This window comes from Cellulomonas sp. PhB143 (assembly GCF_003752595.1).
Classification (GTDB): domain Bacteria; phylum Actinomycetota; class Actinomycetes; order Actinomycetales; family Cellulomonadaceae; genus Paraoerskovia.
The window spans coordinates 76,297-99,104 of sequence record NZ_RKIJ01000016.1 but is presented as its reverse complement, the minus strand read 5'-3'; the positions used below and the strand labels follow the sequence as shown (position 1 = coordinate 99,104).

Here is a 22,808-nt window from a genome sequence, read left to right as displayed (position 1 = left end):
GCGCCTGCCGGGCCGCGTCAAGCCGGTCCGCCGCCCGTCAGGAGCAGCTCGTCGCGGGGTAGTCCACCGCGTAGACCTGCTGGCGACCGTCCGCGGCGGTCACCCCCACCGTGGCCGTCCCCGCGGGAACCGCGGCCGTGCGGGCGAGGAACGTCTGGTACGCGCTCCTGCCGTCCGCGACGCCGACCACGTGCGCGCTCCCGAACGGCGTCGAGAGGTCGACGTCGACGAGGTCGCCGTCGGCGTTCACCGCGCGTACCGCGAGCCCCACGGAACCGCCGATGCAGCGCGGGACCGCCACGACGCCCGTGAGCCGGACGCCGCCGTCGGACACCGTTACCGGGACGGTCACCGACGAGCGCACCCCGTCGGCGTCGGTCACCGTGACCACGGCCGCGTACGTGCCGGCCTGGACGTAGGTGTGGGAGCCGACGACGTCGTACCCGCCACCGTCCGCGGCCCGCACCTGCGCGTCGGCGGCGTCGGAGCCGTCGCCCCAGTCGACGCTCGCCGCGTAGTCGCCCGCCCCCTCGCCCGCGCCACCGGTCAGGTGGGCCAGCACGCCGGAGAGCTCGGCGCCCGGCGCTGCCGCCAGGTCCGGGGCCGCGGTGAGTGCGAGCGGCGCGACCGGCGCGGCGAGGGACAGGTCGTCCACCCAGCCGCGCAGGTAGCCGTCCTGCGCGCCCGGCGACGCGAAGGTGTCGCCCGTCGAGATCGTCAGGACGACCTTGTCGACGCTCTTGCCGGCGACCGCGTCGGGCAGCACGACCTGCACGCGGTTCCACTCGTCCGGCGTCAGCACCTCACCCTGGGCGAGCGCGTCGATCGGGGCGCCGTCGGAGGCGACCGCGCCCGTGTCGCTCAGCCGCGTGCCGTCCGCGAAGAGCAGGTCGACCGCCACGAACTGGCTGGCGTCCTGCACGTAGTCGCCGAACGGACCGCCGTCGCGCTGCGGACGGACCGCATAGCTCAGCGTCTCGCCGCCGGCGACGGGCTGGTCGACGTCGAGCAGCACGGTCGAGGCGTGCGCGTCCTTCGCCGTCGCCCGGGCGGAGTAGATGACCGCCTGGCTGCCGGTGTGCGCGTCGCCGCCCTGCACCTTGGTCTCCATGCCGCCGATGCCGCAGCAGTAGTCGGAGACGCCGGCGCTCTCGAGGCGCTGGTTGGCCGGGGCCTGCGGCTCGCCCTGCTCGAACCCGGTCCGGACCAGGGTGCGCGTCTGTGCGACGACGTCGACCTGGAGCCGCTGGTCCGGCAGCGCCACGTCGCCGGCGGCCAGGTGCACGGTCACCGGGTAGGTCCCGAGCGCGAGCCCCGCGTCGGCGCGCAGGGTGATCGGCACGGTGCCCGTCCCCGTGGTGCCGTCGACGTCCACGGTGCCGGCGGCCGGCAGCGCGGTGAGCCCGTCGGGGGCGTCGACCGTGTAGGTCACGGGATCGGTGTCGCTCGAGGCGAACCGTTGCACCGTGAGCGCCACCTCCTTCGTCGGGCCGCCCGGGAACGCCGTCGTGCGCGGGGCGGAGAGCGAGGCGAGGTAGGGCTGCTCTCCCGCCCGGTCCGACGGCGGGGCGTCGTCGGCACCGGTGCCCCAGGCGAGGTCCGGCGTCGCCGACAGGTCGAAGTCGACCGTCGTGTCGTGGGCGATGGCGTCCGCGGGCAGGTAGGTCCGGCTCGTGGGCTTCCCGTCGACGCTCATCCCGCTGATGTACGGCGTGCCGAGGTCTGCCCCCGGGGCGTGGATCGAGAGCGTCGTGCCGTTCGCGCGGCGCACCTCGACCTCCGGGAACAGCGGGGCCGCCACGGTCAGCTCGGCGCGGGACGGGTTCTCGGGGAAGATGCCCGACGCCGCGAGCACGAGCCAGGAGGACATCTCGCCGAGGTCGTCGTTGCCGGGGATCCCGTCGGGACCGTTCGGCACGCCGTCCGGGCTGGTCAGCCAGAGCCGGCGGATCGTCTCGCGCACCGTCTCCTGCGTCTTGGACGGGGCGCCCGCGTAGTTGTAGAGCCACGGCGTCGCGACGGACGGCTCGTTGTCCATGTTGGCGTGCACGTTCTGGTCCCACGATCCGGTCAGGCGCCACTCGCCGGCGTCGTCCTTGAAGAACGAGTCGAGCCGGTCGACGGCGGCGGCGCGGCCGCCCATCGCGTCGAAGAGGCCGGCCGGGTTGTGCTGGACGAGCCAGACATACTGCGCCGCGGTGCCCTCGACGAACCCGTTGGAGGACGCGGGGTCGAACCCTCCCGTCCACGAGCCGTCGGCCGCGCGGCCCTGGAAGTAACCGCCCTCGGGGGTCGCCGCGGGGTTGAACTGGTTCTGCCAGGACTGCGACCGCGCGGCGAACTCCGCGTAGTCGTCGTCCTTGCCCAGGTGCTGAGCGAGGCTGGCCAGCCCGTAGTCCGCCGAGGCCATCTCGAGCGTCTCGTTGGGGCAGCCCCAGGCGTTGCAGCCCTCGGGGTAGTAGCCGTGCTCGAGGAACTGGTCGAGCGACGGGCGCTGGCCCTCCACGGCGATGTTCCAGCCGCGGCGCGAGGAGTCCAGCGCGGTGGGTACGCGCGCCGCCTGGGCGAGGGAGTCGTAGGCGCGCTCGACCGGGAAGTCCGTGCCGCCGAACGCGGTGATGCCGGCGACGGCGATCGCGGACGGGTCGCCCACCATGACGTGCACGGCTCCAGAGTTGTGGGTCCAGCGGTCCCAGACCCCGTCGTTCTGGTCGGCCTGGTTGAGCAGCGACGCGGCGACGTCGCTGCCCCGCTCCGGGTCGAGAAGGGTGACGAGCTGCAGCTGGGAGCGGTAGACGTCCCATCCGGAGAAGTTCGCGTACTGGGCGTCCTGCCCGTCGGGCACCCGGTGGGTCCTGCGGTCGAAGCCCGTGTAGCTGCCGTCGACGTCGCTCGTGACGTTCGGGTGCAGGAGCGAGTGGTAGAGGGCGCTGTAGTAGGTGGTGCGCTCGTCGTCGGTGCCGCCCGCGACGCGCATCCGGCCCAGCTCGGTGTCCCACGCCTCGCGCGTCCCGTCCTGGACCTCGGCGTGCGTCGTGCCCTGCGGGATCTCGGCGGCGAGGTTCTCCGCGGCGTTCTGGGCGGAGACGTACGAGATCCCGACGCGGACACCGACGTCGGCCGCGTCGGTGCCGTCACCGAAGGAGACGTAGGCGCCCGAGCCCTTTCCCGCCGGCGGGTACCCGTTCGCGGGGTTGCCGGAGGCGTCGAGGCCGCCGGTGTACCCGGTGCCCCCCGTCGCCGTCGTCGCGTCGGCGTGCAGCTGCTCGTCCTGCCATGTGCCGTAGGCGGTGAAGTCGGCGTCGAAGGTCGCGGTGAAGTACACCGTGTAGTAGCTGCGCTGCAGGATCCCGTCACCGGTGAAGGGGCCGCAGAAGTTGCCGCTGGTCACCGAGCCGCTGATCGTGCGGGTCGCGGGGTCGACGGTGACGTCGGCCTCGCTGGACCCGACGAGCGAGTCGGACGTGCGCACGAGCATCGACGCGGGGGAGCCGGCCGGGTAGGAGAACTCGCCGGACCCGGCGCGGGTCGTCGCGGCGAGCGAGACCCCGACGCCGTCGTCGAGCGTCACGTCGTAGCTGCCGGGGCTCGCGTGCTCGTCGTCGTGCGAGAAGCGCGACGCGTACGGGTCGCGGGCCGCGTCGGCGGCGGGCGGGGCGACGTCGACGTCGCCCGCGACGGGGAAGAACGGGATGTCGCCGGAGAGCCCGCTGCACCCGGCTCCCGAGACGTGGGTCAGGCCGAAGCCGCGGACGGTATCGCGGCCGTACTGGTAGCCGCTCGGCGACGCGGTGCGCAGGGTGCCTCGCCCGGCGTTCGCGCCCGAGGTCGGCCCGTTGTAGACGTTCTGGTCCGGGCCCCAGGTGAGCATGCCGAAGGGGGCCACCGCCCCGGGCGTCGTGTTGCCGGCGTTGGCGGTGCCGATCAGCGGGTCGACGTACGTGCTCGGCACGTCGACCCAGCCGGGGGCCGCGGCGGCCGGCGCGGCCGCGGAGGCGACGCCCTGCGGGGAGAGCAGGAGCGCCGCGAGGGCGATGGCGGCGGTCGACCGGCCGAGCAGGCGCCGGCGGCGGTCGGCCCGTGCTCCGGGCGCGGGGGCGGAGGGTGGTGCGGAGTCCATGGGGGGTCCCTTCACGGTCCTCGGGCACGTCGTCGTGCCCCGGACCATGCAATCCCCGTCCGACAGCGCTGTCAACAGGAGCGGGCCCTCGACCTCGCGCGGTCCGCCCGGGACGACGACGCGGCCCGGCGGGCGCTGGGTGCGCCTGCCGGGCCGCGTCGTGAGCGGAGCGAGGTCCGGTCAGTCGTTCGCCGCCGTCCACGCGGCCCCGACGATGCCGGCCGCGTTGCGGAGCTCGGCGGGGACGACCTCGGCCCGCAGGTCGAGCAGGGGCAGGAACTCCTCGTGGTGCTTGCTGATGCCGCCCCCGATGACGATGAGGTCGGGGGAGAAGAGGAACTCGACCGTCGAGAAGTACCTCTGCAGCCGTTCCGCCCACTGCGCCCACGAGAGGTCCTCGCGCGCCCGGGCGCTCTCCGCGGCGCGGCTCTCGGCGTCGTGCCCGTCGATCTCGAGGTGGCCCAGCTCGGTGTTGGGCACCAGGTGGCCGTCCACGAACAGCGCCGATCCGATGCCGGTCCCGAGCGTCGCCAGCAGGACCACCCCCTCGGCGTGCTTCGCCGCCCCGTAGACGAGCTCGCCGGCACCGGCGGCGTCGGCGTCGTTGATCGCCGCCGAGTGGCGCCCGGTGGCCGACTCCACGAGCTCGGGCAGGTTCACCCCGGCCCACGACGCGTCGAGGTTGGCGATCGACGAGATCACGCCGTGGTGGATCGGGCCGGGGAACGCGATACCGATCGGGACGTGCTTCGGCAGGTCGTAGGCGTCGACGAGCTCGCCGATCACGGCCGCGACCGCGTCGGGCGTCGAGGGCTGCGGCGTGGCGATGCGCGTGCGCTTCTCCGCGAACTCGCCCGCGACCAGGTCCACGGGAGCGCCCTTGATGCCGCTCCCGCCGATGTCGATCCCGAATCCCAGGTCGTGCTTCGACTTCTTGTGATGCTTGCTCATGGCAGTGTCAGGACCTCCGCGCCGTCATCGGTGACCACCAGGGTGTGCTCGAACTGTGCAGTGCGCGACCGGTCCGCTGTGACCACGGTCCAGCCGTCGTCCCACGTCTCCCACGCGGCGCTGCCGAGGGTGAGCATGGGCTCGATCGTGAAGACCATGCCCGGTTCGATCACCGTGGCATGGTCGGGAGCGGAGTCGTAGTGCGGGACGACGAGGCCGGAGTGGAACGCCTCGCCGACCCCGTGGCCGGTGTACTCGCGCACCACGCCGTACCCGAACCGGGCCGCGTACCGCTCGATCACGCGGCCGATCACGTTCACCTCGCGGCCGGGCCGGACCGCGCGGACCGCGCGCTCCAGGGCGGTGCGGGTCCGCTCGACCAGCAGGCGCGAGTCCTCGTCGACCTCGCCCACCAGGAAGGTCGCGTTGTTGTCGCCGTGCACGCCGCCGGTGAACGCCGTCACGTCGACGTTGACGATGTCTCCGTCGGCAAGCTCGGTCGAGTCCGGGATGCCGTGGCAGACGACCTCGTTGACCGAGGTGCACAGCGACTTGGGGAACCCCCGGTAGCCGAGCGTGGACGGGTACGCGCCGCGGGCGACCAGGAACTCGTGCCCCACCCTGTCCAGCTCGTCGGTCGTCACCCCCGGGGCGACGTGCCGCCCCACCTCCGCCAGCGCCTGCGCGGCGATCCGGGAGGCGGTGCGGATGCGCTCGACCGTCTCCGCGGACTTGACCTCGCTGCCGGTGAAGGGTGCGGGCGCCGGGCGCCCGACGTACTCGGGCCGGGCGATCGATCGCGGCACCGCTCGCTCGGGGGAGAGCGTGCCGGGGACGAGGGGTCGGCGCGCGCTCGTCACGTGCGGTGCGGGTCCGGCCATGCGCGCCAGTCTACGGACCGACGCCGGGCCTGCTCGGTGAGCGGCGCCCGGACAGGGCACGATGTCCCCATGAGCGACGAGTACTTCTACGACACGAAGACCGGCGAGGTCACCCAGGGCCGCCAGACCGGCTGGCGGCACCGCATGGGCCCGTACGCCACCCGCGGCGAGGCGGAGAAGGCCTTGGAGATCGCGGCCGGGCGCAACGAGAGCTGGGACGGGTCGCAGGGCCCGGGCACGCCCGAGGGCGACGACGACTGACGGTCCTGACGGCGGGCCGCCCACCGGCCGGCGTCACTGGTCGTAGCTGTGCTCCGGCCCGGGGTACTGCGCACCGCGCACCGCGGCGACGTAGTCCTGCGTGGCGGACGCGAGGGCCTGCCCGACCTCGCCGAACCGGCGGGCGAAGCGCGGCGACCAGTCGCCCATGCCGGCCATGTCGAGCCACACGAGCACCTGGCCGTCGCACTCGACCCCGGCGCCGATGCCGATCGTGGGGATCCGCAGCACCTCGGTGACCCGCGCCGCCACCGGCGCGGGGATCATCTCGAGGACGACGGCGACCGCCCCCGCCTCCTGCAGGGCGAGCGCGTCTTCTGCGAGGCGCTCCGCGGCGTCGTCCCCCCGGCCCTGGATGCGCTTGCCGCCGAGCATGTTCTCCGCCTGCGGGGTGAAGCCGAGGTGCCCGAGCACGGGGATGCCCGAGCCCGAGAGCAGCTCGACCTGCCCGGCCATGCGCCGCCCGCCCTCGAGCTTGACGGCGTGCGCGCCGCCCTCCTTGAGCATCCGCACGGCGGTGGCGTGCGCCTGCGCGGGGGAGGCCTCGTACGAGCCGAAGGGCAGGTCGGCGACCACGAGGGCGCGCTGGGCGCGCCGGGACACCGCGCGCACCGCGGGCAGCAGCTCGTCGACGGTCACGGGGATGGTCGTCTCGTGGGCGAGCATGTTGTCGCCGATCGAGTCGCCGACCAGGAGCATGTCCACGCCCGCGGCGTCGAAGACGCGGGCCGTCGCCGCGTCGTACGCGGTGAGCATGGTCAGCTTCTCGCCGCGCTGCTTGGCCTCGGCGAGGTGGTGCACCCGGAAGCGCTTCGGGCGCGCAGGGCTCTGGGCGGCAGGGCTCTGCGGGGCGGGGCTCTGGGGGGTGAGGCTCGGGTTCTCGGTCACGACGGGTCCTTGTCCTTGTCGGTCCTGGTCCGGGGGCGTGGGCGTGGCGGGGGAGCGGACCGTCAGCGGTCCTCGCGCCAGCGGGACGTGACGGGCAGGCGCCGGTCGCGGCCGAAGGCCAGCGCGGTGACCTTCGGGCCGAGCGGGTACTGGCGGCGCTTCCACTCGGCCCGGTCCACGAGCGAGAGCACCGTGTCGACCACGGCCTCGTCGTAGCCGCGGGCGAGCAGGTCGGCGCGGCCCTCGGCGTGCTCGACGTAGGCGTCCAGCACCTCGTCGAGGAGGTCGTACGGCGGCAGCGAGTCCTGGTCGACCTGGCCCGGGCGCAGCTCTGCCGAGGGCGGCTTGGTGATCGAGGACTCCGGGATCGGGGGCGTCTCGCCGCGCGCGGCGGCGTGCGCGTTGCGCCAGCGGGCGAGCGCCCACACCCGCGACTTGTCGACGTCCTTGAGCGGGGCGAACCCCCCGATGCTCCCGGCGTCGTAGATCGTCGCGTAGCCCGTCGCGAGCTCCGACTTGTTGCCGGGCGCGATCACCAGGTGGCCCTCGCGGTTGGAGATCGCCATGAGCACCACGCCGCGCACGCGCGCCTGCAGGTTCTCGGCGGTGACGCCCTCGATGTCCATCTGCGACTCGAACGCGTCGACCATCGCGGCGATCGGCTGCACGCGGTAGTCGGCGCCGAGCCGCTCCGCCAGGTCGGCCGCGTCGTCCTTGCTGTGCTCGGAGGAGTGCCGCGAGGGCATCGAGACGCCGACGACGTTCCGGCCCCCGATCGCGTCGGCGGCGATCGTCGCGGTCAGGGCCGAGTCGATCCCGCCGGACAGGCCGAGCAGCACGGAGCGGAAGCCGTTCTTGCGCACGTAGCCGGCCAGGCCGGTGACGCAGGCCCGGTAGACCGTCTCGTCCGGGTCGGTCGGTGCGGCGATCTCCCCGGGGCGGGCCACGCCGTCGTCGGGCAGGTCCCACAGCAGGAGGTGCTCGTCGAACCGCGGGGCCTGGGCGAGCACGGTGCCGTCGGCCGCGGTGACGATCGAGCCGCCGTCGAAGACCAGGTCGTCCTGGCCGCCGACCATGTTCACGTACGCGACGGGCGCGCCGACCTGCGCGGCGCGGCGTGCGACGAGGTCGGTGCGGGCGCCCTCCTTGCCCTCCTCGTACGGCGACCCGTTGACGACGAGCAGCAGGTCGCACCCGAGCCGGGCGACGTCCGCCGTCGGGCCGTCCTGCCAGATGTCCTCGCAGATCAGCAGCCCGACGCGACGCCCGCGCACCTCGAGGGTCGCCGGGCGCGACCCGGGCGTGAAGATGCGGAACTCGTCGAAGACGCCGTAGTTGGGCAGGTGGCGCTTGTCGTAGGAGGTCACGACGGCGCCGTCGCGGATCACGACCGCGCGGTTCGTCGGCAGGCCGTGGTCCTGGCCGACGCGGGCGCGCCCCTCGCCGGAGGACCCGACGGTGCCGAGCACGACCGTCAGCGCGCCCAGGCCCTCGGCGTCGAGCCGGGTCGCGACCTCGACCGCGGCGTCCCAGGCGGCGCGCCGGAACGAGCCGCGCAGGGCGAGGTCCTCGATCGGGTAGCCGGTCAGGGTCATCTCGGGGAACGCCACGAGGTGCGCACCGGCGTCCGCCGCACGGCGGGACCAGGCCAGGACCGACTCGGCGTTGCCCTCGAGGTCCCCGACGCACGTGTCGATCTGGGCGAGCGCGATGCGCAGGTCTGCCATGCGAGCCACCCTACCGACCGCGCCCCGTGGGCCTGTCCCCACGAATGCCGCGGATCAGGCAGGATGGCCCCATGGACAGGCAGCAGGAGTTCGTCCTGAGGACGGTCGAGGAGCGCGACATCCGCTTCATCCGGCTCTGGTTCACCGACGTGCTCGGTGTGCTGAAGTCGGTCGCCGTGGCGCCCGCGGAGCTCGAGTCCGCGTTCAGCGAGGGGATCGGTTTCGACGGCAGCTCGATCGAGGGCCTCGCGCGGGTCTACGAGTCGGACATGATCGCCAAGCCGGACCCGACGACGTTCCAGATCCTGCCGTGGCGGGGCGAGACGCACGGCACGGCCCGCATGTTCTGCGACATCCTCACGCCCGACGGCGAACCGTCGCTCGCCGACACCCGCAACGTCCTCAAGCGGACGCTCGCCCGGGCCAGCGACATGGGCTTCACCTTCTACACGCACCCGGAGGTGGAGTTCTACCTCTTCGAGTCGCTGCGCACCGACGGGCCGCTGGTCCCGGTGGACCAGGCGGGGTACTTCGACCACGTCGCGCGCGGGTCCGCGCACGACTTCCGCCGCGCCGCGATCACGATGCTGGAGTCCATGGGCATCTCGGTGGAGTTCTCCCACCACGAGGCCGGCCCCGGGCAGAACGAGATCGACCTGCGCTACGCCGACGCGCTGACCACCGCCGACAACCTCATGACGTTCCGCACGGTCGTCAAGGAGGTCGCCCTCGAGCAGGGCGTGTTCGCGTCCTTCATGCCCAAGCCGCTGCCGGACCAGCCCGGGTCGGGCATGCACTCGCACCTCTCGCTCTTCGAGGGCGACCGGAACGCGTTCCACGAGCCCGGCGCGCAGTTCGAGCTGTCGAAGACGGCACGGCACTTCATGGCCGGCCTGCTGCACCACGCCGCCGAGATCACGGCCGTGACGAACCAGTACGTGAACTCCTACAAGCGGCTCTGGGGCGGCGCCGAGGCGCCCAGCTTCGTCTGCTGGGGCCACAACAACCGGTCCGCGCTCGTGCGCGTGCCCATGTACAAGCCGGGCAAGGGCAACTCCAGCCGCGTCGAGTTCCGCGCCGTGGACTCGGCCGCGAACCCCTACCTCGCCTACGCCGTGCTGCTCGCCGCCGGGCTCTCGGGCATCGAGCAGGAGCTCGAGCTGCCGGACCCGACGGAGGACGTGGTCTGGGACCTCACCCCCGGTGAGCGCCGCGCGCTCGGGATCAAGGCGCTGCCGCAGTCGCTCGACGAGGCGATCCAGATCATGGAGTCCTCCGAGCTCGTCGCCGAGACGCTCGGCGAGCACGTCTTCGACTTCTTCGTGAAGAACAAGAAGCACGAGTGGGACGACTACCGGGCGCAGGTCACCCCCTTCGAGCTGAAGCGATTCCTCCCCGTCCTGTGAGTGCTCCCGCGGCCCCGGACCCCGCCGGACGGCGGGCGGTCTCCCGCGTCGGTCGCATGACCCGGCTGGGGTTCAACGACGCGCGCCGCGCCGAGTCGCTCCTGGGCGACCCGGCGCTCGCGCCGTTCGTCGACGGGGGCGAGGACCAGCTCGTCGAGGCCCTGGGCTGGACGCCCGGCCCGGACCTCGCCGTGCTGCAGCTGGTGCGCCTCGCCGAGGTGGTCGAGGGGGACGAGGCGGCGCTGCTGGCGCGGCTGCTGGTGCCGTCCGACGACGTCGCCCGGGTCGCCCAGGACCGTCTCCTGGCCGTCCTGGGGTCCTCGGTCGCTCTCGGTGACGAGACGATCCGCCACCCCTCGCACCTGCACGTCCTCGCGGACACCGGGCGCGGCACGGGCGTGGACGCCCGCGCGGTGCGCGCCGAGCTGCTGCGCGCGGTCGGCGCCGACCCGGACGCGGACGTGCCCGTCGCCGCCGCCACCGGCAGCGAGGGGACCGACGCCGTGCGGCGCGCCTACCGGGTGGTGCTCCTGCGCATCGCGGCGACCGACCTGACGTCCGGCGAGCCCCTGACGCAGCTGCCCGCGGTCGGTGCCGCGCTCGCGGACCTCGCCGCCGCCGCGCTCGAGGCGGCGCTCGCCGTCGCGCGCGCCGAGACCGACGGTCACGAGGCCGCGCGCCTCTCGGTCATCGGCATGGGCAAGACCGGGGGGCGCGAGCTCAACTACGTCTCCGACGTCGACGTCATCTACGTCGTCGAACCCGCGCCCGGGCACGAGGAGGGGGACGCGATCGCCGTCGGGACGAGGCTGGCGACCCGGCTCGCCGGCGTCTGCCACGGGACCTCGGGCGAGCCCGCGCTGTGGCCGGTCGACGCCGCACTGCGCCCCGAGGGCAAGCAGGGGCCCCTCGTGCGCACCCTCGCCAGCCACGTCGCGTACTACGAGCGCTGGGCCAAGACCTGGGAGTTCCAGGCACTGCTCAAGGCGCGCCACGTCGCGGGCGACCGCGCGCTGGGCGACGCCTACCGCGAGGCCGTGGACCCGTTCGTGTGGCAGGCCGTGACGCGGGAGAACTTCGTCGAGGACGCGCAGGCGATGCGCCGGCGGGTGGAGAACCACGTCCCGGCGGCCGAGGCGGACCGGCAGATCAAGCTCGGCAAGGGCGGGCTGCGCGACGTCGAGTTCACGGTGCAGCTGCTGCAGCTGGTGCACGGCCGCTCGGACGCGTTCATCCGCAGCGCCAACACGCTGACGGCGCTCGCGGACCTGTCCGGGGGCGGCTACGTCGGCCGCGAGCACGCCGCCCGGCTCGCCGTCTGCTACCGGTTCCTGCGCTCCCTGGAGCACCGCGTCCAGCTGTTCCGGATGCGCCGCACCCACCTGATGCCGACCAGCACCGACGAGCAGCGTGCCCTGGCGAGGTCGCTCGGCATGCGCATCGACGGGGCCGCGGGACTGATGGACCGCTGGCGCGCGACGCGGCGCGAGGTGCGTGCCCTGCACGAGGAGCTGTTCTACCGCCCGCTCCTGCCGGCGACGGCGCAGCTGTCCGCCGAGGAGGCCTCGCTGGCTCCGGAGGCGGCGCGGGCCCGGTTCGCCGCCATCGGCTATCGCGACCCCGCGGGCGCGCTGCGGCACGTCGAGGCCCTGACCGAGGGTGTCACCCGCCGGGCGTCGATCCAGCGCCAGCTCCTGCCGGTGATGCTGGGCTGGTTCGCCGAGGGGGCCGACCCGGACGAGGGGCTGCTGGCGTTCCGCAAGCTCTCCGACGAGCTCGGGACGACCCCGTGGTACCTGAAGCTGCTGCGCGACTCGGGGCACGCCGCCGAGCGCCTCGCGGTCCTGCTCTCGAGCTCGCGCTACGTGGCCGATGGCCTCTCGCGCACCCCGGACTCGGTGCGCTGGCTGGCCGACGACGCCCTGCTCGAGCCGCGCGGGCCGGGGCGCCTGGCGACGGAGGTCGATGCCGTGCTCACGCGCGCCGAGGAGCCCGAGCCTGCCACGCGGCGCCTGCGCGGCATCCGGCGCCGCGAGCTGGTGCGCACCGCGGCCGCCCAGCTGCTCGACGAGCTCACGCCCGTCCAGGCGGCGGAGGCCATCTCGGACGCCGCCGACATGGTCCTCGTCGGCGGGCTGCGGGTCGCGGAGCACGAGGCGAAGGTCGAGCGCGGCCTGGATCCCGCGCAGCCGGGGCCGACAGCGATGCTCGTCGTCGCCATGGGACGCCTCGGCGGACGCGAGATGGGCTACGGCTCCGACGCCGACGTGCTGTTCGTGCACGACCCGGCGCCCGGCGTCGACGAGTCCGACGCCCAGCGCTACGCGACCGCCGTCGCGACCCAGCTGACGAGGCTGCTCGGCGTGCTCGGCCCGGAGCCGGCGCTGCCGGTGGACGCCGACCTGCGGCCTGAGGGCCGCAACGGTCCGCTCGCGCGCTCCCTCGACTCGTACGCCGGGTACTACGGCCGCTGGTCGAGCACCTGGGAGAGCCAGGCGCTGCTGCGCGCCCGCCCCGCGGCCGGGGACCTCGAGGGGCTCGGGAGCCGGTTCACGGCGCTCGTCGACCCGGTGCGCTACCCGGCGGCCGGCATCGACGCGTCGACGGTGCGCGAGATCCGGCGGGTCAAGGCACGCGTCGAGTCCGAGCGGCTGCCGCGTGGCGTCGAGCCGGGCCGCCACCTCAAGCTCGGCCCCGGCGGGGTCAGCGACGTCGAGTGGCTCGTCCAGCTCCTGCAGCTCCAGCACGCCCACGAGGTCGAGGCGCTCCGGACGACGTCGACCACCGGGGCGCTCGACGCGGCGACGGCCGCCGGGCTCGTGGGGGACGACGACGCGCAGACGCTCCTCGAGGCCTGGACGCTGGCCTCGCGGCTGCGCAGCGCCGTGGTGCTCGCCTCCGGCCGCACCGGGGGCCGGGGCGCGGACCTGCTCCCGCACGACCGCCGCGAGCTCGCCGGGCTGGCCCGGATCATCGGGCTCGACGGCGGGGGAGCGGACCTCGAGGAGCTGTACCTGCGCAGGGCGCGCCGGGCCCGAGCCGTGATGGAGCGGCTCTTCTACGGCGAGGACTGATGCCGGTACGGTCGCGACGTAGCCCCCGGCCGACCCTGAGGAGACGGTGATGTCCACGACCACCTGCCACATGTCGATCTCGCTCGACGGCTTCGTCGCCGGGCCCGGGCAGAGCCGGGACCACCCGCTCGGCCGGCGGGGCCAGGAGCTGCACCGCTGGCACATGGGCGACCCGCGCGCGACCGAGGCGGACAGGACGGCCGCCGGGTGGCTCATGCGCCCCCGCGGCGCCTACGTCATGGGCCGCAACATGTTCGGGCCGGTCCGCGGCGGGTGGAGCGAGCCGTGGGACGGGTGGTGGGGTCAGGAGCCGCCGTACCACGCGCCGGTCTTCGTGCTCACCCACCACGCCCGCGACCCGGTCGAGATGGAGGGCGGGACCAGCTTCCACTTCGTCACCGAGGGCTTCGACGCGGCCTATGCGCAGGCGCTCGACGCGGCCGACGGTCACGGCGTGGACATCGCCGGAGGTGCCTCGACGGTCCGGCAGGCGCTGGAGGCCGGCGTGATCGACGAGCTCACCCTCGACGTCGCGCCCGTACTACTCGGCAGCGGCGAGCGCCTGTTCGACGGCGTCGCGGCCGTCGACCTCGAGCCCGTCGAGGTGCTCCACTCGCCGCTGGCCACCCACGTCCGCTACCGCAGGCCCACCGCCGGCTGAGGAGCGGAGCGGGCCGCGCCGAGGCGCGCACGCCGGGCGGGCCGTCCGCCGACCGCCCGAGACGCCGCAAGGCCCGGCAGCCTCCCCTCGGGGAGCTGCCGGGCCTTGCGGACCGACTGCGGACTCTCGGCCCCGTGCTCGAGGCAGAACCTCGGCCCGGACGCCTACGAGGGCCTAGATGTCGTAGTAGAGCTCGAACTCGTGCGGGTGCGGGCGCAGACGGATCGGGTCGATCTCGTTGGTCCGCTTGTAGTCGATCCACGTCGCGATCAGGTCGTCGGTGAAGACGTCGCCCTGCGTGAGGAACTCGTGGTCGACCTCGAGGGCGTCGAGCGCCTCGCCGAGCGACGCGGGCACCTGCTGGATCGCCGCGTGCTCCTCGGGGGGCAGCTCGTAGAGGTCCTTGTCGACGGGCTCCGGCGGCTCGATGCGGTTCTTGATGCCGTCGATGCCGGCCATGAGCTGGGCCGCGAACGCGAGGTACGGGTTGCTCGACGGGTCCGGCACGCGGAACTCGATGCGCTTGGCCTTCGGGTTGTCGCCCGTGATCGGGATGCGGATGCACGCCGAGCGGTTGCGGGCCGAGTAGACCAGGTTGACCGGCGCCTCGTAGCCCGGGACCAGGCGGTGGTAGGAGTTCACCGACGGGTTCGTGAAGGCCAGCAGGGCGGGGGCGTGCTTGAGCAGGCCGCCGATGTACCAGCGGGCCATGTCGGACAGACCGCCGTAGCCCTTCTCGTCGTAGAAGAGCGGCTTGCCGTCCTTCCAGAGCGACTGGTGCGAGTGCATGCCCGAGCCGTTGTCGCCGAAGATCGGCTTCGGCATGAAGGTGACCGACTTGCCGGCCTCCCAGCCGGTGTTCTTGATGACGTACTTGAACTTCATCAGGTCGTCGGCCGCGTGCGTCAGCGTGTTGAAGCGGTAGTTGATCTCCTGCTGGCCCGCGGTGCCCACCTCGTGGTGCGCGCGCTCGACCTCGAGGCCGACCTCGGCGAGCACGGCGCACATCTCGTCGCGCAGGTCGGCGAAGTGGTCGCTCGGGGAGACGGGGAAGTAGCCGCCCTTGTACCGGGTCTTGTAGCCCTTGTTGCCGCCCTCCTCGACCGCGTCGGTGTTCCAGGCCGCCTCGACGGAGTCGATCGAGTAGAAGCTCTGGTTGGCGGAGGTCTTGAAGCGGACGTCGTCGAAGACGTAGAACTCGGCCTCGGGGGCGAAGTTCGCGGTGTCGGCGATGCCGGTCGAGGTCAGGTACGCCTCGGCCTTGGCGGCGATGTTGCGCGGGTCGCGGGAGTACGCCTCGTCGGTGAAGGGGTCGACGATCGAGAAGTTCACGACGAGCGTCTTGCGCTTGCGGTACGGGTCGACGAACGCGGTCGCGACGTCCGGGATCAGCTTCATGTCCGACTCGTGGATCGCCTGGAAGCCGCGGATCGACGAGCCGTCGAACATCATCCCGTCGGTGAAGGCCGACTCCTCGAACTGGGCGATCGGGATGTTGAAGTGCTGCATCACGCCCGGCAGGTCGCAGAACCGCACGTCGACGAACTCGACGCCCTCGCTCTTGGTATAGGCGATTGCCTCTTCGGCAGTGTTGAACATCCACTTCTCCTTGATCGACGGTGCCGGTCGTGCGCCGGCGTCGCTCCGGTTGACCTGGCCGCCTCGAACCTAGGCGGAGGCGGTTTCCCGTGCGTGTACCGATTGTTTCCAGCACGTTACGGCACGGTGCCGGGGTGTGACATTCGCGTCTCACGCGGGTGCCCGACGCCGGTCCGGCGGCCGGGAGGGCCGCACTAGGCTGGTCGGGTGGCATCTCGCGAAGACATCGGTTCCTGGCTCGAGGGCGCCCCGCAGGGGTCGGGCGACGGCCACCGCGGCGAGCGGCTCGGCCTGCCCGCCCACGGCCCGGGCGCCCTCGCGCCCACCGGTGCCCGCGTCGTCGCGCTGCTGATCGACTGGGTCCTCGCGACGCTGATCGCCTACGTGGTGCTCGGGGCGCGCGGGTCGCTCCTCGACGTCGACGCGGCGGCGCAGCTGGTGACCTTCGCCCTCGTCACGCTGGTGCTGGTAGCCACCGTCGGGACCACGATCGGTCACCGCCTGCTCGGCATGCGGGTGCGCGTCCTGGACGGGCGCCCGTCGGTCGGGCTGCGGCGCGCGCTCGTGCGCACCCTGCTGCTGTGCCTGGTGGTGCCCGCCGTCGTGTGGGACCGCGACGGTCGCGGCGTGCACGACCGTGCCGCGGGCACGGTCCTCGTCCGGACGCGGTGAGCCTCCCGGAGGCGGCGGCGACCGTTCCGCTCAGCGGCCGCGCATGCCCTTGCGGTCGGGGCGGGCGCGCATCGGGTCGACGCCCTTGGGGATCGGCAGCCGCGTGGTGCCCAGCGCCTTGAGGCGCTTGAGGATCTCGGCGACCTCCGGCTTGGTGAGCGACGGCTTGAGCTTTTGCACGGTGCGGGCGATCTTCGACAGCGGCACCTGGCCCTCGCCCTCGCCGCACTCGATGACCGTGACGGGGACGTTGGGCAGCACGCGGTTGATGCGGCGCTTCTCGGCGTCGACGAGCTTCTTGACCCGGTGGCTCGGGCCCTCGGTGACGAGCACGATGCCGTGCCTGCCGATGCCGCGGAACACGGCGTCCTTGGTGCGGGGGTCGAACGCGACCGGCTCCTCGTCGAACGTCCAGCCGCGACGGATCGTGCCGAGCGCGGAGCGCGAGGCACCCGGCTGGCCCTCGATGCGGCCGTACGCGGCGCGCTCGGCGCGCCGCGTGAGGTTGAACATCGCGGCGAGCGCGCCGAACGGCACGCCGAGGATGAGCATGTACACCGGGTGGCCCCAGAGCAGCCCGATGACGAAAGCGACGGCGACGATGCCGACGAACCAGCCGAGCATCACCCAGGTGACGGCCGGGTCGTACTCGCGGGTCATCTGATAGGCGGACCACACCTGGTGGTACCACCGCTGCTTCTTGACCTTCGCCGGCGTCGCCTCGCCGGGCGTGGCGGTGTCCTTGTTCTTACGGGCCATGGGGCCAGTCTAGAGGGGTCCGGCGAGCGTCAGGACCGGGCGAGCAGGCTCGCCGCCTCCTGGCGCGACGTCGTCGGCTCCGTCAGGTGGGCGAGGGCGTCGGGGACCGGCAGGCCGCGGCGGCTCATCGCCTGCCCCCACAGTCGGCCCGCACGGTAGGAGGACCGCACCAGGGGCCCGGCCATGACGCCGAGGAACCCGAGGCGCTCGGCCTCCTCGGAGAGCTCGACGAACTCCTCGGGACGCACCCAGCGGTCGACGGGGTGGTGGCGCACCGACGGGCGCAGGTACTGGGTGATCGTCAGCAGGTCGCACCCGGCGTCGTGCAGGTCGCGCAGCGCCTCCTTGACCTCGTCGACGGTCTCGCCCATGCCGAGGATGAGGTTCGACTTGGTGACCAGGCCGGCCTCGCGTGCCCGGGTGAGGACCGAGAGCGACCGCTCGTAGCGGAAGGCGGGGCGGATCTGCTTGAAGATGCGCGGCACGGTCTCGACGTTGTGCGCCATGACCTCGGGCCGGGACTCGTTGACCACGTCGAGCAGCTCGGGGACCGCGTTGAAGTCGGGGATCAGCAGCTCGACGCCCGTGCCGGGGTTGAGGGCGTGGATCTGGCGCACGGTCTCCGCGTAGAGCCACGCCCCGCCGTCGGGCAGGTCGTCCCGGGCGACACCCGTGATCGTCGAGTACTTCAGCCCCATCTGCGCGACCGACTCCGCGACCCGCCGGGGCTCGTCGCGGTCGAGGTCGGCGGGCCTGCCCGTGTCGATCTGGCAGAAGTCGCAGCGCCGCGTGCACTGGTCGCCGCCGATGAGGAAGGTGGCCTCGCGGTCCTCCCAGCACTCGAAGATGTTGGGGCAGCCGGCCTCCTCGCACACCGTGTGCAGGCCGCCGGAGCGTACGAGCCCCTTGAGCTCGGTGTACTCGGGTCCCATCGTGGCCTTGGTCTTGATCCAGGACGGCTTCTTCTCGATGGGCGTCGCGGCGTTGCGGGCCTCGACCCGCAGCATCCGGCGGCCCTCGGGGGCGATGGTCACGCGTTGACTCCCAGCGGGGTGGACGACGGTGTTCGCCGTCAGACTACGCCAGCGGGCATCCGCGCTCGCGGGCCGCCGAGGGGCGCGGGTGTGAGGTGTGCGACACCCGCGGCAGGGCGTCAGACCGCCGGGACCCGGGCCTGCTCGGAGCGCAGGAGCGGTGCGAGCCGCTCCGCGAGCGCTCGCTCCAGCAGGGGCGCGACCTCGGCGAGCGGCACGTCGCGGCCGAGCTCCGCCGCGAGCGAGGTGACGTCGGCGTCGGTGATCCCGCAGGGGACGATGGCGCCGAACGCGCCGAGGTCCGGCGTGCAGTTCAGCGCGAGGCCGTGCATCGTGACGCCGCGCGCCACCCGGACGCCGATCGCGCACACCTTGCGCTCCCGGCGGTCCGCGTCAGCAGGCAGCCAGACGCCGCTGCGGCCCTCGACCCGCAGGGTCCCGACCCCCAGCGCGGCGCACACGTCCATGACCGCCTGCTCCAGCGCGCGGACGTAGGCGACGACGTCGACCGGCTCGCGCAGCGGGACGATGGGGTAGGCGACGAGCTGACCCGGTCCGTGCCAGGTGATCTTCCCGCCGCGGTCGACGTCGACGACGGGCGTCCCGTCGGTCGGGCGCTCGGCGCGGTGGGTGCGGCGGCCCGCGGTGTACACGGCGGCGTGCTCGACGAGCAGGACCGTGGGCGGGGCTGACCCGTCCGCGACGCGCCCGTGGAGCTCACGCTGCAGCGCCCAGGCGTCGTGGTAGTCGACCAGCCGTCCACCGGGGCCGAGCTCACGGAACTCCATCGGCACAGGCTAGCGCCCCCGCGCGCGGACCATCCGGACGAGGAGGCCGCGCAGCCGGGCGACCTCGTCGGGCTCGAGGCCGAGCGTGGCCATGACCTCGCCCCGGCGCGGGTCGGCGGCCTCGAGCGCGACACGTCGACCCTCGGCGGTGACGGACACGAGCCGCCGGCGGCGGTCGCCCGGGTCGTCGGCGCGCTCCACGTGGCCGTTGCGCTCGAGCCGCTCCACGATGCGGCTCATGGTCTGCTCGGTGACCCGGTTCTCGGCGGCGAGCTCGCGCTGGGTCCGCGGGCCGCGCAGCAGGTGCAGCAGCACGGGCATGCTCGCGTGGTTGAGCGCCCACCCGCCCAGGTGGGTGTTCCAGTCCCGCTCGAGGCTGCGGGTGACCGACGAGAGCAGCCGCCCCGTCGGCCAGCGCGCCGGGTCGTCCGAGTCGTACTCGTCCGGGGTCAGGTCGTGCGCGTGCCGCTCGTCGCCGTCGCCGTCGCCCGGCCGCCCTGCCGGTCGCTCCGCAGGTCCGTCTGCCGTCCGCCCTGCCGATCGCTGTGTCACTCGTGACCTCCGGGTTGCCAGTGCCCCGCGCGTCCGACCAGACTACTCAGCATGCTGAGCAAACGTCCCTCCGGTGTGCTGCGCGGACTGCTCATCCTGGCAGTTCTCGGCGTCTGGCTCGCGATCGGTGCGGTGGGTGGACAGGCCCAGGGTCAGCTCAGCTCCGTGCAGACCAACGACGACGCGTCGTTCCTGCCGCAGAGCGCCGAGTCGACCCGCGCCGCGCAGGAGAGCGCGGCGTTCGTCGACGCCGAGTCGCTGCCCGCCCTGGTGGTCGCCGAAGGGGCCGACGGCGGGAGTCTGTCGGAGCAGGACCTCGGGGACCTGCGGACGTGGGCCGACGCCGTCCCCGACCTCCCGCTCCCGGGTGCCGGGCCCGGGGACCCGCAGACCGTCGGGGACGTCTCGACGGCCGACCCGGTCGTCGTGCCCTCGAAGGACGGGGAGGCGGGGCTCGTCGTCGTCTCCCTGGACGCCGCGACGTCGTCGGACGGCTACGGGCCGGACGACGAGAGCATCACGAACGGGGTGGTCGAGGCGCTGCGGGACGCGAGCGGCGACCTGCAGGACGCCGGGCTGACCGTCTGGGTCACCGGTCCGGCCGGGTTCGTCGCCGACCTCGTCAACGCCTTCGGCGGCATCGACACGGTGCTGCTGCTCGTCGCGCTCGTCGCGGTGCTCGTCATCCTCGCGGTCGTCTACCGCTCGCCGGTCCTGCCGTTCATGGTGATCCTCACCGCCGTCTTCTCGCTGTGCCTCGCCGGGCTCGTGGTCTACCACCTGGCCGACGCCGGGACCATCACCCTCAACGGCCAGGCCCAGGGGATCCTGTCGATCCTCGTCGTCGGCGCAGCGGTCGACTACTCGCTGCTGGTCGTGGCGCGCTACCGGGAGGAGCTCGTGCACACCCGCAGCACCTACGCGGCGCTGCGCCGGGCGGTGCGCGCGTCGCTGCCGCCGGTCGCCGCGAGCGCCGGGACCGTGATCGCCGGCCTGCTGTGCCTGCTGCTCTCCGACCTCGCCTCCAACCGCTCGCTCGGTCCCGTCGCCGCGATCGGCATCAGCGCCGCGTTCCTGGGGGCGCTCACGTTCCTGCCGGCGCTGCTGCTGGTCGCCGGGTCGCGCTCGCGCGGGATCTTCTGGCCGAGGATCCCGCGGTACACCGGCGACCAGACCGACGAGGGCCGGACCGCGGAGATCACCACCGGCGCGGACGACCGCGGGACCGGCGTCGCCGTCGAGGGGCACCGGGCGTGGTCGCGCGTCGCGTCGTTCGTCGGGCGCCGGGACCGCGCCGTGTGGGTCGTCACCGCCCTGGTGCTCGCGGGGGCCGCCGCGTTCGTGCCGACCCTGGACGCCTCCGGCACGGGCGACTCCGAGGTCTTCCTCACGCAGGTCGACTCCGTCGACGGCGAGAAGGTGGTCGGTGAGCACTACGAGGGGCTCTCCGCCCAGCCGGCCGTCGTCGTCGCGCCCGAGGGCGACGCGGACGCCGTCGTGCGGGCGGCGCAGGGCACGGAGGGTGTCGCGTCCGTGACGCCGGTGACCGAGCAGGGCGCCGGGACCCCCGGCACGCCGTCGGACGGGCCGCCGCTGGTGGTCGACGGGACGGTGCGCATCGACGTGGCGACGTCCGCGTCGTCGGACTCCCAGGCGGCCGTGGAGACGGTCGAGGAGCTGCGCGACGCGGTCCACGAGGTGTCTCCCGACGCGCTGGTGGGCGGCGCGGCGGCCGAGCGGCTCGACACCCAGCTGGCGGGGGAGCGGGACCTGCGCGTCATCGTCCCGGTGGTGCTCCTGGTCATCCTCGCGATCCTCATGCTCCTGCTGCGCTCGGTGCTGGCTGCCGCGCTGCTCGTCGTCGCGAACGTGCTCTCGTTCGGCGCCGCGCTCGGCGTCTCGGCGGTGATGTTCGACCACGTCTTCGACTTCCCCGGCGCCGACCCGTCCGTGCCGCTGTTCGCGTTCTGCTTCCTGGTCGCGCTCGGGGTGGACTACTCCATCTTCCTGATGACGCGCGTGCGCGAGGAGACCGTGCGGGTCGGGGCACGCCTCGGGGTGCTGCGCGCCCTGGCCGTGACCGGCTCGGTGATCACCTCGGCCGGTGTCGTCCTCGCCGCGACGTTCGCCGCGCTCGGCGTCATCCCGTTGCTGTTCCTCGCGCAGATCGCCTTCATCGTCGCCTTCGGGGTCCTGCTCGACACGCTGGTCGTGCGCACGCTGCTCGTCCCGGCGCTGGTGCACGACATCGGGCGCCGGACCTGGTGGCCGAGCCGGCTGGCCCGGCCGGTGCCCCAGCACGCGGCGGACGGCCCGGCGCCGCAGGCGGAGCCTGCGACGATGGACCGATGAGCCTCTCGGACGCAGCCCGGACCCGCCTCGCCCTCGTCGGCTACGGGGGTGCGGGGCGGGGCATCCACGCCCGCCTGGCCCGCGAGGCCGGGCTGGAGGTGAGCGCCGTCGTCGTCCGCGACCCCGGGCGGCGCGCCGCCGCCGCGGAGGACTGGCCGGGCGCCCGGCTCGTCGACGACCTGCCGGCCCTGCTGGCCGAGCCCGACGCCTACGACGCCGTCGTGGTCGCCAGCCCGACCCCGCTCCACGTCGAGCACGCCGTCGCGGTCGCGGCGGCGGGCGTCCCGTTCGTGCTCGACAAGCCGATCGCGCTCGACGCGGCAGGGGCCCGGCGGGTCGTCGCGGCGGCCGCGGCCTCCGGTACGCCGTTCACGGTGTTCCACAACCGGCGCTGGGACCCCGAGCAGCTCACGCTCCGCGCGCTGCTCGAGCGCGGCGAGCTCGGCGGCGTGCACACCTTCGAGCGTCGCTGGGAGCGGTACCGCCCCGTCCCGCAGCAGCGCTGGAAGGAGAACGACCCGGTGGGCGGCGGGCTGCTCCTCGACCTCGGCCCGCACCTCGTGGACTCGGCGAGCGTCCTCTTCGGGCCCGTGGAGTCCGTCTACGCCGAGCTGCGGGCGCTGACCACGCCGACCGAGGACGACGTGCTCCTGCTGCTCCACCACGCGCCCTCGGGCGGCGCCCCCGGGGTCGTGAGCAGGCTCTGGGCCGGGTCGGTCGTCGCCGCCGCGGGCCCGCGCACCCGGGTGCTCGGTCACGACGGCGCGTACGTCGTGACGAGCTTCGAGAACGACGCCTCCCCGTTCGAGGTCTTCGACGGCGCGGCGCCGGAGGGTACCGAGGGGTGGCTCACCCGCGGGCGCGAGCGCACGCCCGTGCCCCGCGCGCCCGGCGGGCACGCGGACTTCTACCGCGCCGTGGACGTGTGGCTGCGCGGTGGACCCGTGCCCGTGGACCCGGCCGACGCCGTGCGCACCGCCGAGGTGCTCGACGCCGCGCGCGAGTCCGCGCGGACCGGGCGGCGCGTGCCGGTCTGACCCGGCACGCCCGTCCCGTGGGCAGGAT

17 protein-coding genes are annotated in these 22,808 nt (G+C 73.8%); 7 read left to right on the top strand and 10 right to left on the bottom strand.

The window, feature by feature from the left end; translation table 11 throughout:
- Positions 1–37: 37 nt before the first annotated feature.
- The 3 genes from EDF32_RS13760 to map form a co-directional block, all read right to left on the bottom strand.
- Positions 38–4,120, bottom strand: a complete 4,083-nt coding sequence (locus EDF32_RS13760; RefSeq protein ID WP_158614106.1) for a GH92 family glycosyl hydrolase — start codon at positions 4,118–4,120, stop codon at positions 38–40.
- 180 nt (positions 4,121–4,300) lie between these two features.
- Positions 4,301–5,071 (bottom strand): polyphosphate--glucose phosphotransferase, encoded by a 771-nt coding sequence (ppgK, locus tag EDF32_RS13755; protein WP_123309118.1) that lies wholly within the window; start codon positions 5,069–5,071, stop codon positions 4,301–4,303.
- Positions 5,068–5,952 carry a type I methionyl aminopeptidase gene (map, locus tag EDF32_RS13750; protein ID WP_123309117.1) on the bottom strand — a complete coding sequence of 295 codons (885 nt, stop codon included), beginning with the start codon at positions 5,950–5,952 and terminating at the stop codon, positions 5,068–5,070. The genes ppgK and map overlap by 4 nt, the downstream gene beginning before the upstream one ends.
- Before the next feature lie 69 nt (positions 5,953–6,021).
- Here map and EDF32_RS13745 point away from each other — a divergent pair, with 69 nt between their 5' ends.
- A complete protein-coding gene (locus EDF32_RS13745; protein WP_123309116.1) occupies positions 6,022–6,213 on the top strand; it encodes an SPOR domain-containing protein in 192 nt (63 codons plus the stop codon).
- A gap of 33 nt (positions 6,214–6,246) precedes the next feature.
- Here EDF32_RS13745 and panB read toward each other — a convergent pair whose 3' ends face one another.
- The gene (gene panB / locus EDF32_RS13740) at positions 6,247–7,119 is read right to left on the bottom strand and encodes a 3-methyl-2-oxobutanoate hydroxymethyltransferase (protein ID WP_123309115.1); all 873 of its coding nucleotides are present in this window, start codon (positions 7,117–7,119) and stop codon (positions 6,247–6,249) included.
- A 62-nt stretch (positions 7,120–7,181) separates the two neighbouring features.
- Entirely contained in the window at positions 7,182–8,846 is a 1,665-nt protein-coding gene (locus EDF32_RS13735) for an NAD+ synthase (protein WP_123309114.1), read from the bottom strand.
- Positions 8,847–8,917: 71 nt separating this feature from the next.
- On the opposite strand from EDF32_RS13735, the gene EDF32_RS13730 reads away from it, so the two are divergent.
- Genes EDF32_RS13730 through EDF32_RS13720 form a run of 3 tightly spaced genes read left to right on the top strand, consistent with a single transcriptional unit; the run spans position 8,918 to position 13,987 of the window.
- Positions 8,918–10,252 (top strand): glutamine synthetase family protein, encoded by a 1,335-nt coding sequence (locus EDF32_RS13730; RefSeq protein WP_123309113.1) that lies wholly within the window; start codon positions 8,918–8,920, stop codon positions 10,250–10,252.
- Positions 10,249–13,326 (top strand): bifunctional [glutamine synthetase] adenylyltransferase/[glutamine synthetase]-adenylyl-L-tyrosine phosphorylase, encoded by a 3,078-nt coding sequence (locus EDF32_RS13725; protein WP_255414267.1) that lies wholly within the window; start codon positions 10,249–10,251, stop codon positions 13,324–13,326. Before EDF32_RS13730 ends, EDF32_RS13725 begins: the two co-directional genes overlap by 4 nt.
- A gap of 49 nt (positions 13,327–13,375) precedes the next feature.
- Positions 13,376–13,987 carry a dihydrofolate reductase family protein gene (locus tag EDF32_RS13720; RefSeq protein ID WP_123309111.1) on the top strand — a complete coding sequence of 204 codons (612 nt, stop codon included), beginning with the start codon at positions 13,376–13,378 and terminating at the stop codon, positions 13,985–13,987.
- A gap of 174 nt (positions 13,988–14,161) precedes the next feature.
- Here EDF32_RS13720 and glnA read toward each other — a convergent pair whose 3' ends face one another.
- Positions 14,162–15,586: a type I glutamate--ammonia ligase gene (gene glnA, locus EDF32_RS13715; RefSeq protein ID WP_123309110.1), complete on the bottom strand. Its 1,425-nt coding sequence runs from the start codon at positions 15,584–15,586 to the stop codon at positions 14,162–14,164.
- 207 nt (positions 15,587–15,793) lie between these two features.
- Between glnA and EDF32_RS13710 the strand changes: the two genes are divergently transcribed.
- Positions 15,794–16,258, top strand: coding sequence for an RDD family protein (locus EDF32_RS13710; protein WP_123309109.1), 465 nt, complete (start codon positions 15,794–15,796; stop codon positions 16,256–16,258).
- 30 nt (positions 16,259–16,288) lie between these two features.
- On the opposite strand, the gene EDF32_RS13705 is transcribed toward EDF32_RS13710, so the two are convergent.
- The 4 genes from EDF32_RS13705 to EDF32_RS13690 all read right to left on the bottom strand — a co-directional run bounded on the left by EDF32_RS13705 (position 16,289) and on the right by EDF32_RS13690 (position 19,391).
- A complete protein-coding gene (locus EDF32_RS13705) occupies positions 16,289–17,017 on the bottom strand; it encodes a DUF4191 domain-containing protein (protein ID WP_123309108.1) in 729 nt (242 codons plus the stop codon).
- A gap of 29 nt (positions 17,018–17,046) precedes the next feature.
- Positions 17,047–18,051 (bottom strand): lipoyl synthase, encoded by a 1,005-nt coding sequence (gene lipA / locus EDF32_RS13700; RefSeq protein WP_123309107.1) that lies wholly within the window; start codon positions 18,049–18,051, stop codon positions 17,047–17,049.
- Positions 18,052–18,170: 119 nt separating this feature from the next.
- On the bottom strand, positions 18,171–18,839 hold the full coding sequence (gene lipB, locus EDF32_RS13695; protein WP_123309106.1) for a lipoyl(octanoyl) transferase LipB: 669 nt from the start codon (positions 18,837–18,839) through the stop codon (positions 18,171–18,173).
- A gap of 9 nt (positions 18,840–18,848) precedes the next feature.
- Entirely contained in the window at positions 18,849–19,391 is a 543-nt protein-coding gene (locus EDF32_RS13690; protein WP_233565930.1) for a MarR family winged helix-turn-helix transcriptional regulator, read from the bottom strand.
- 51 nt (positions 19,392–19,442) lie between these two features.
- On the opposite strand from EDF32_RS13690, the gene EDF32_RS13685 reads away from it, so the two are divergent.
- Positions 19,443–21,743 (top strand): MMPL family transporter, encoded by a 2,301-nt coding sequence (locus EDF32_RS13685; protein ID WP_123309105.1) that lies wholly within the window; start codon positions 19,443–19,445, stop codon positions 21,741–21,743.
- Complete coding sequence (locus EDF32_RS13680; protein ID WP_123309104.1) at positions 21,740–22,780, top strand: Gfo/Idh/MocA family protein; 1,041 nt, start codon at positions 21,740–21,742, stop codon at positions 22,778–22,780. Before EDF32_RS13685 ends, EDF32_RS13680 begins: the two co-directional genes overlap by 4 nt.
- Positions 22,781–22,808: the final 28 nt, after the last annotated feature.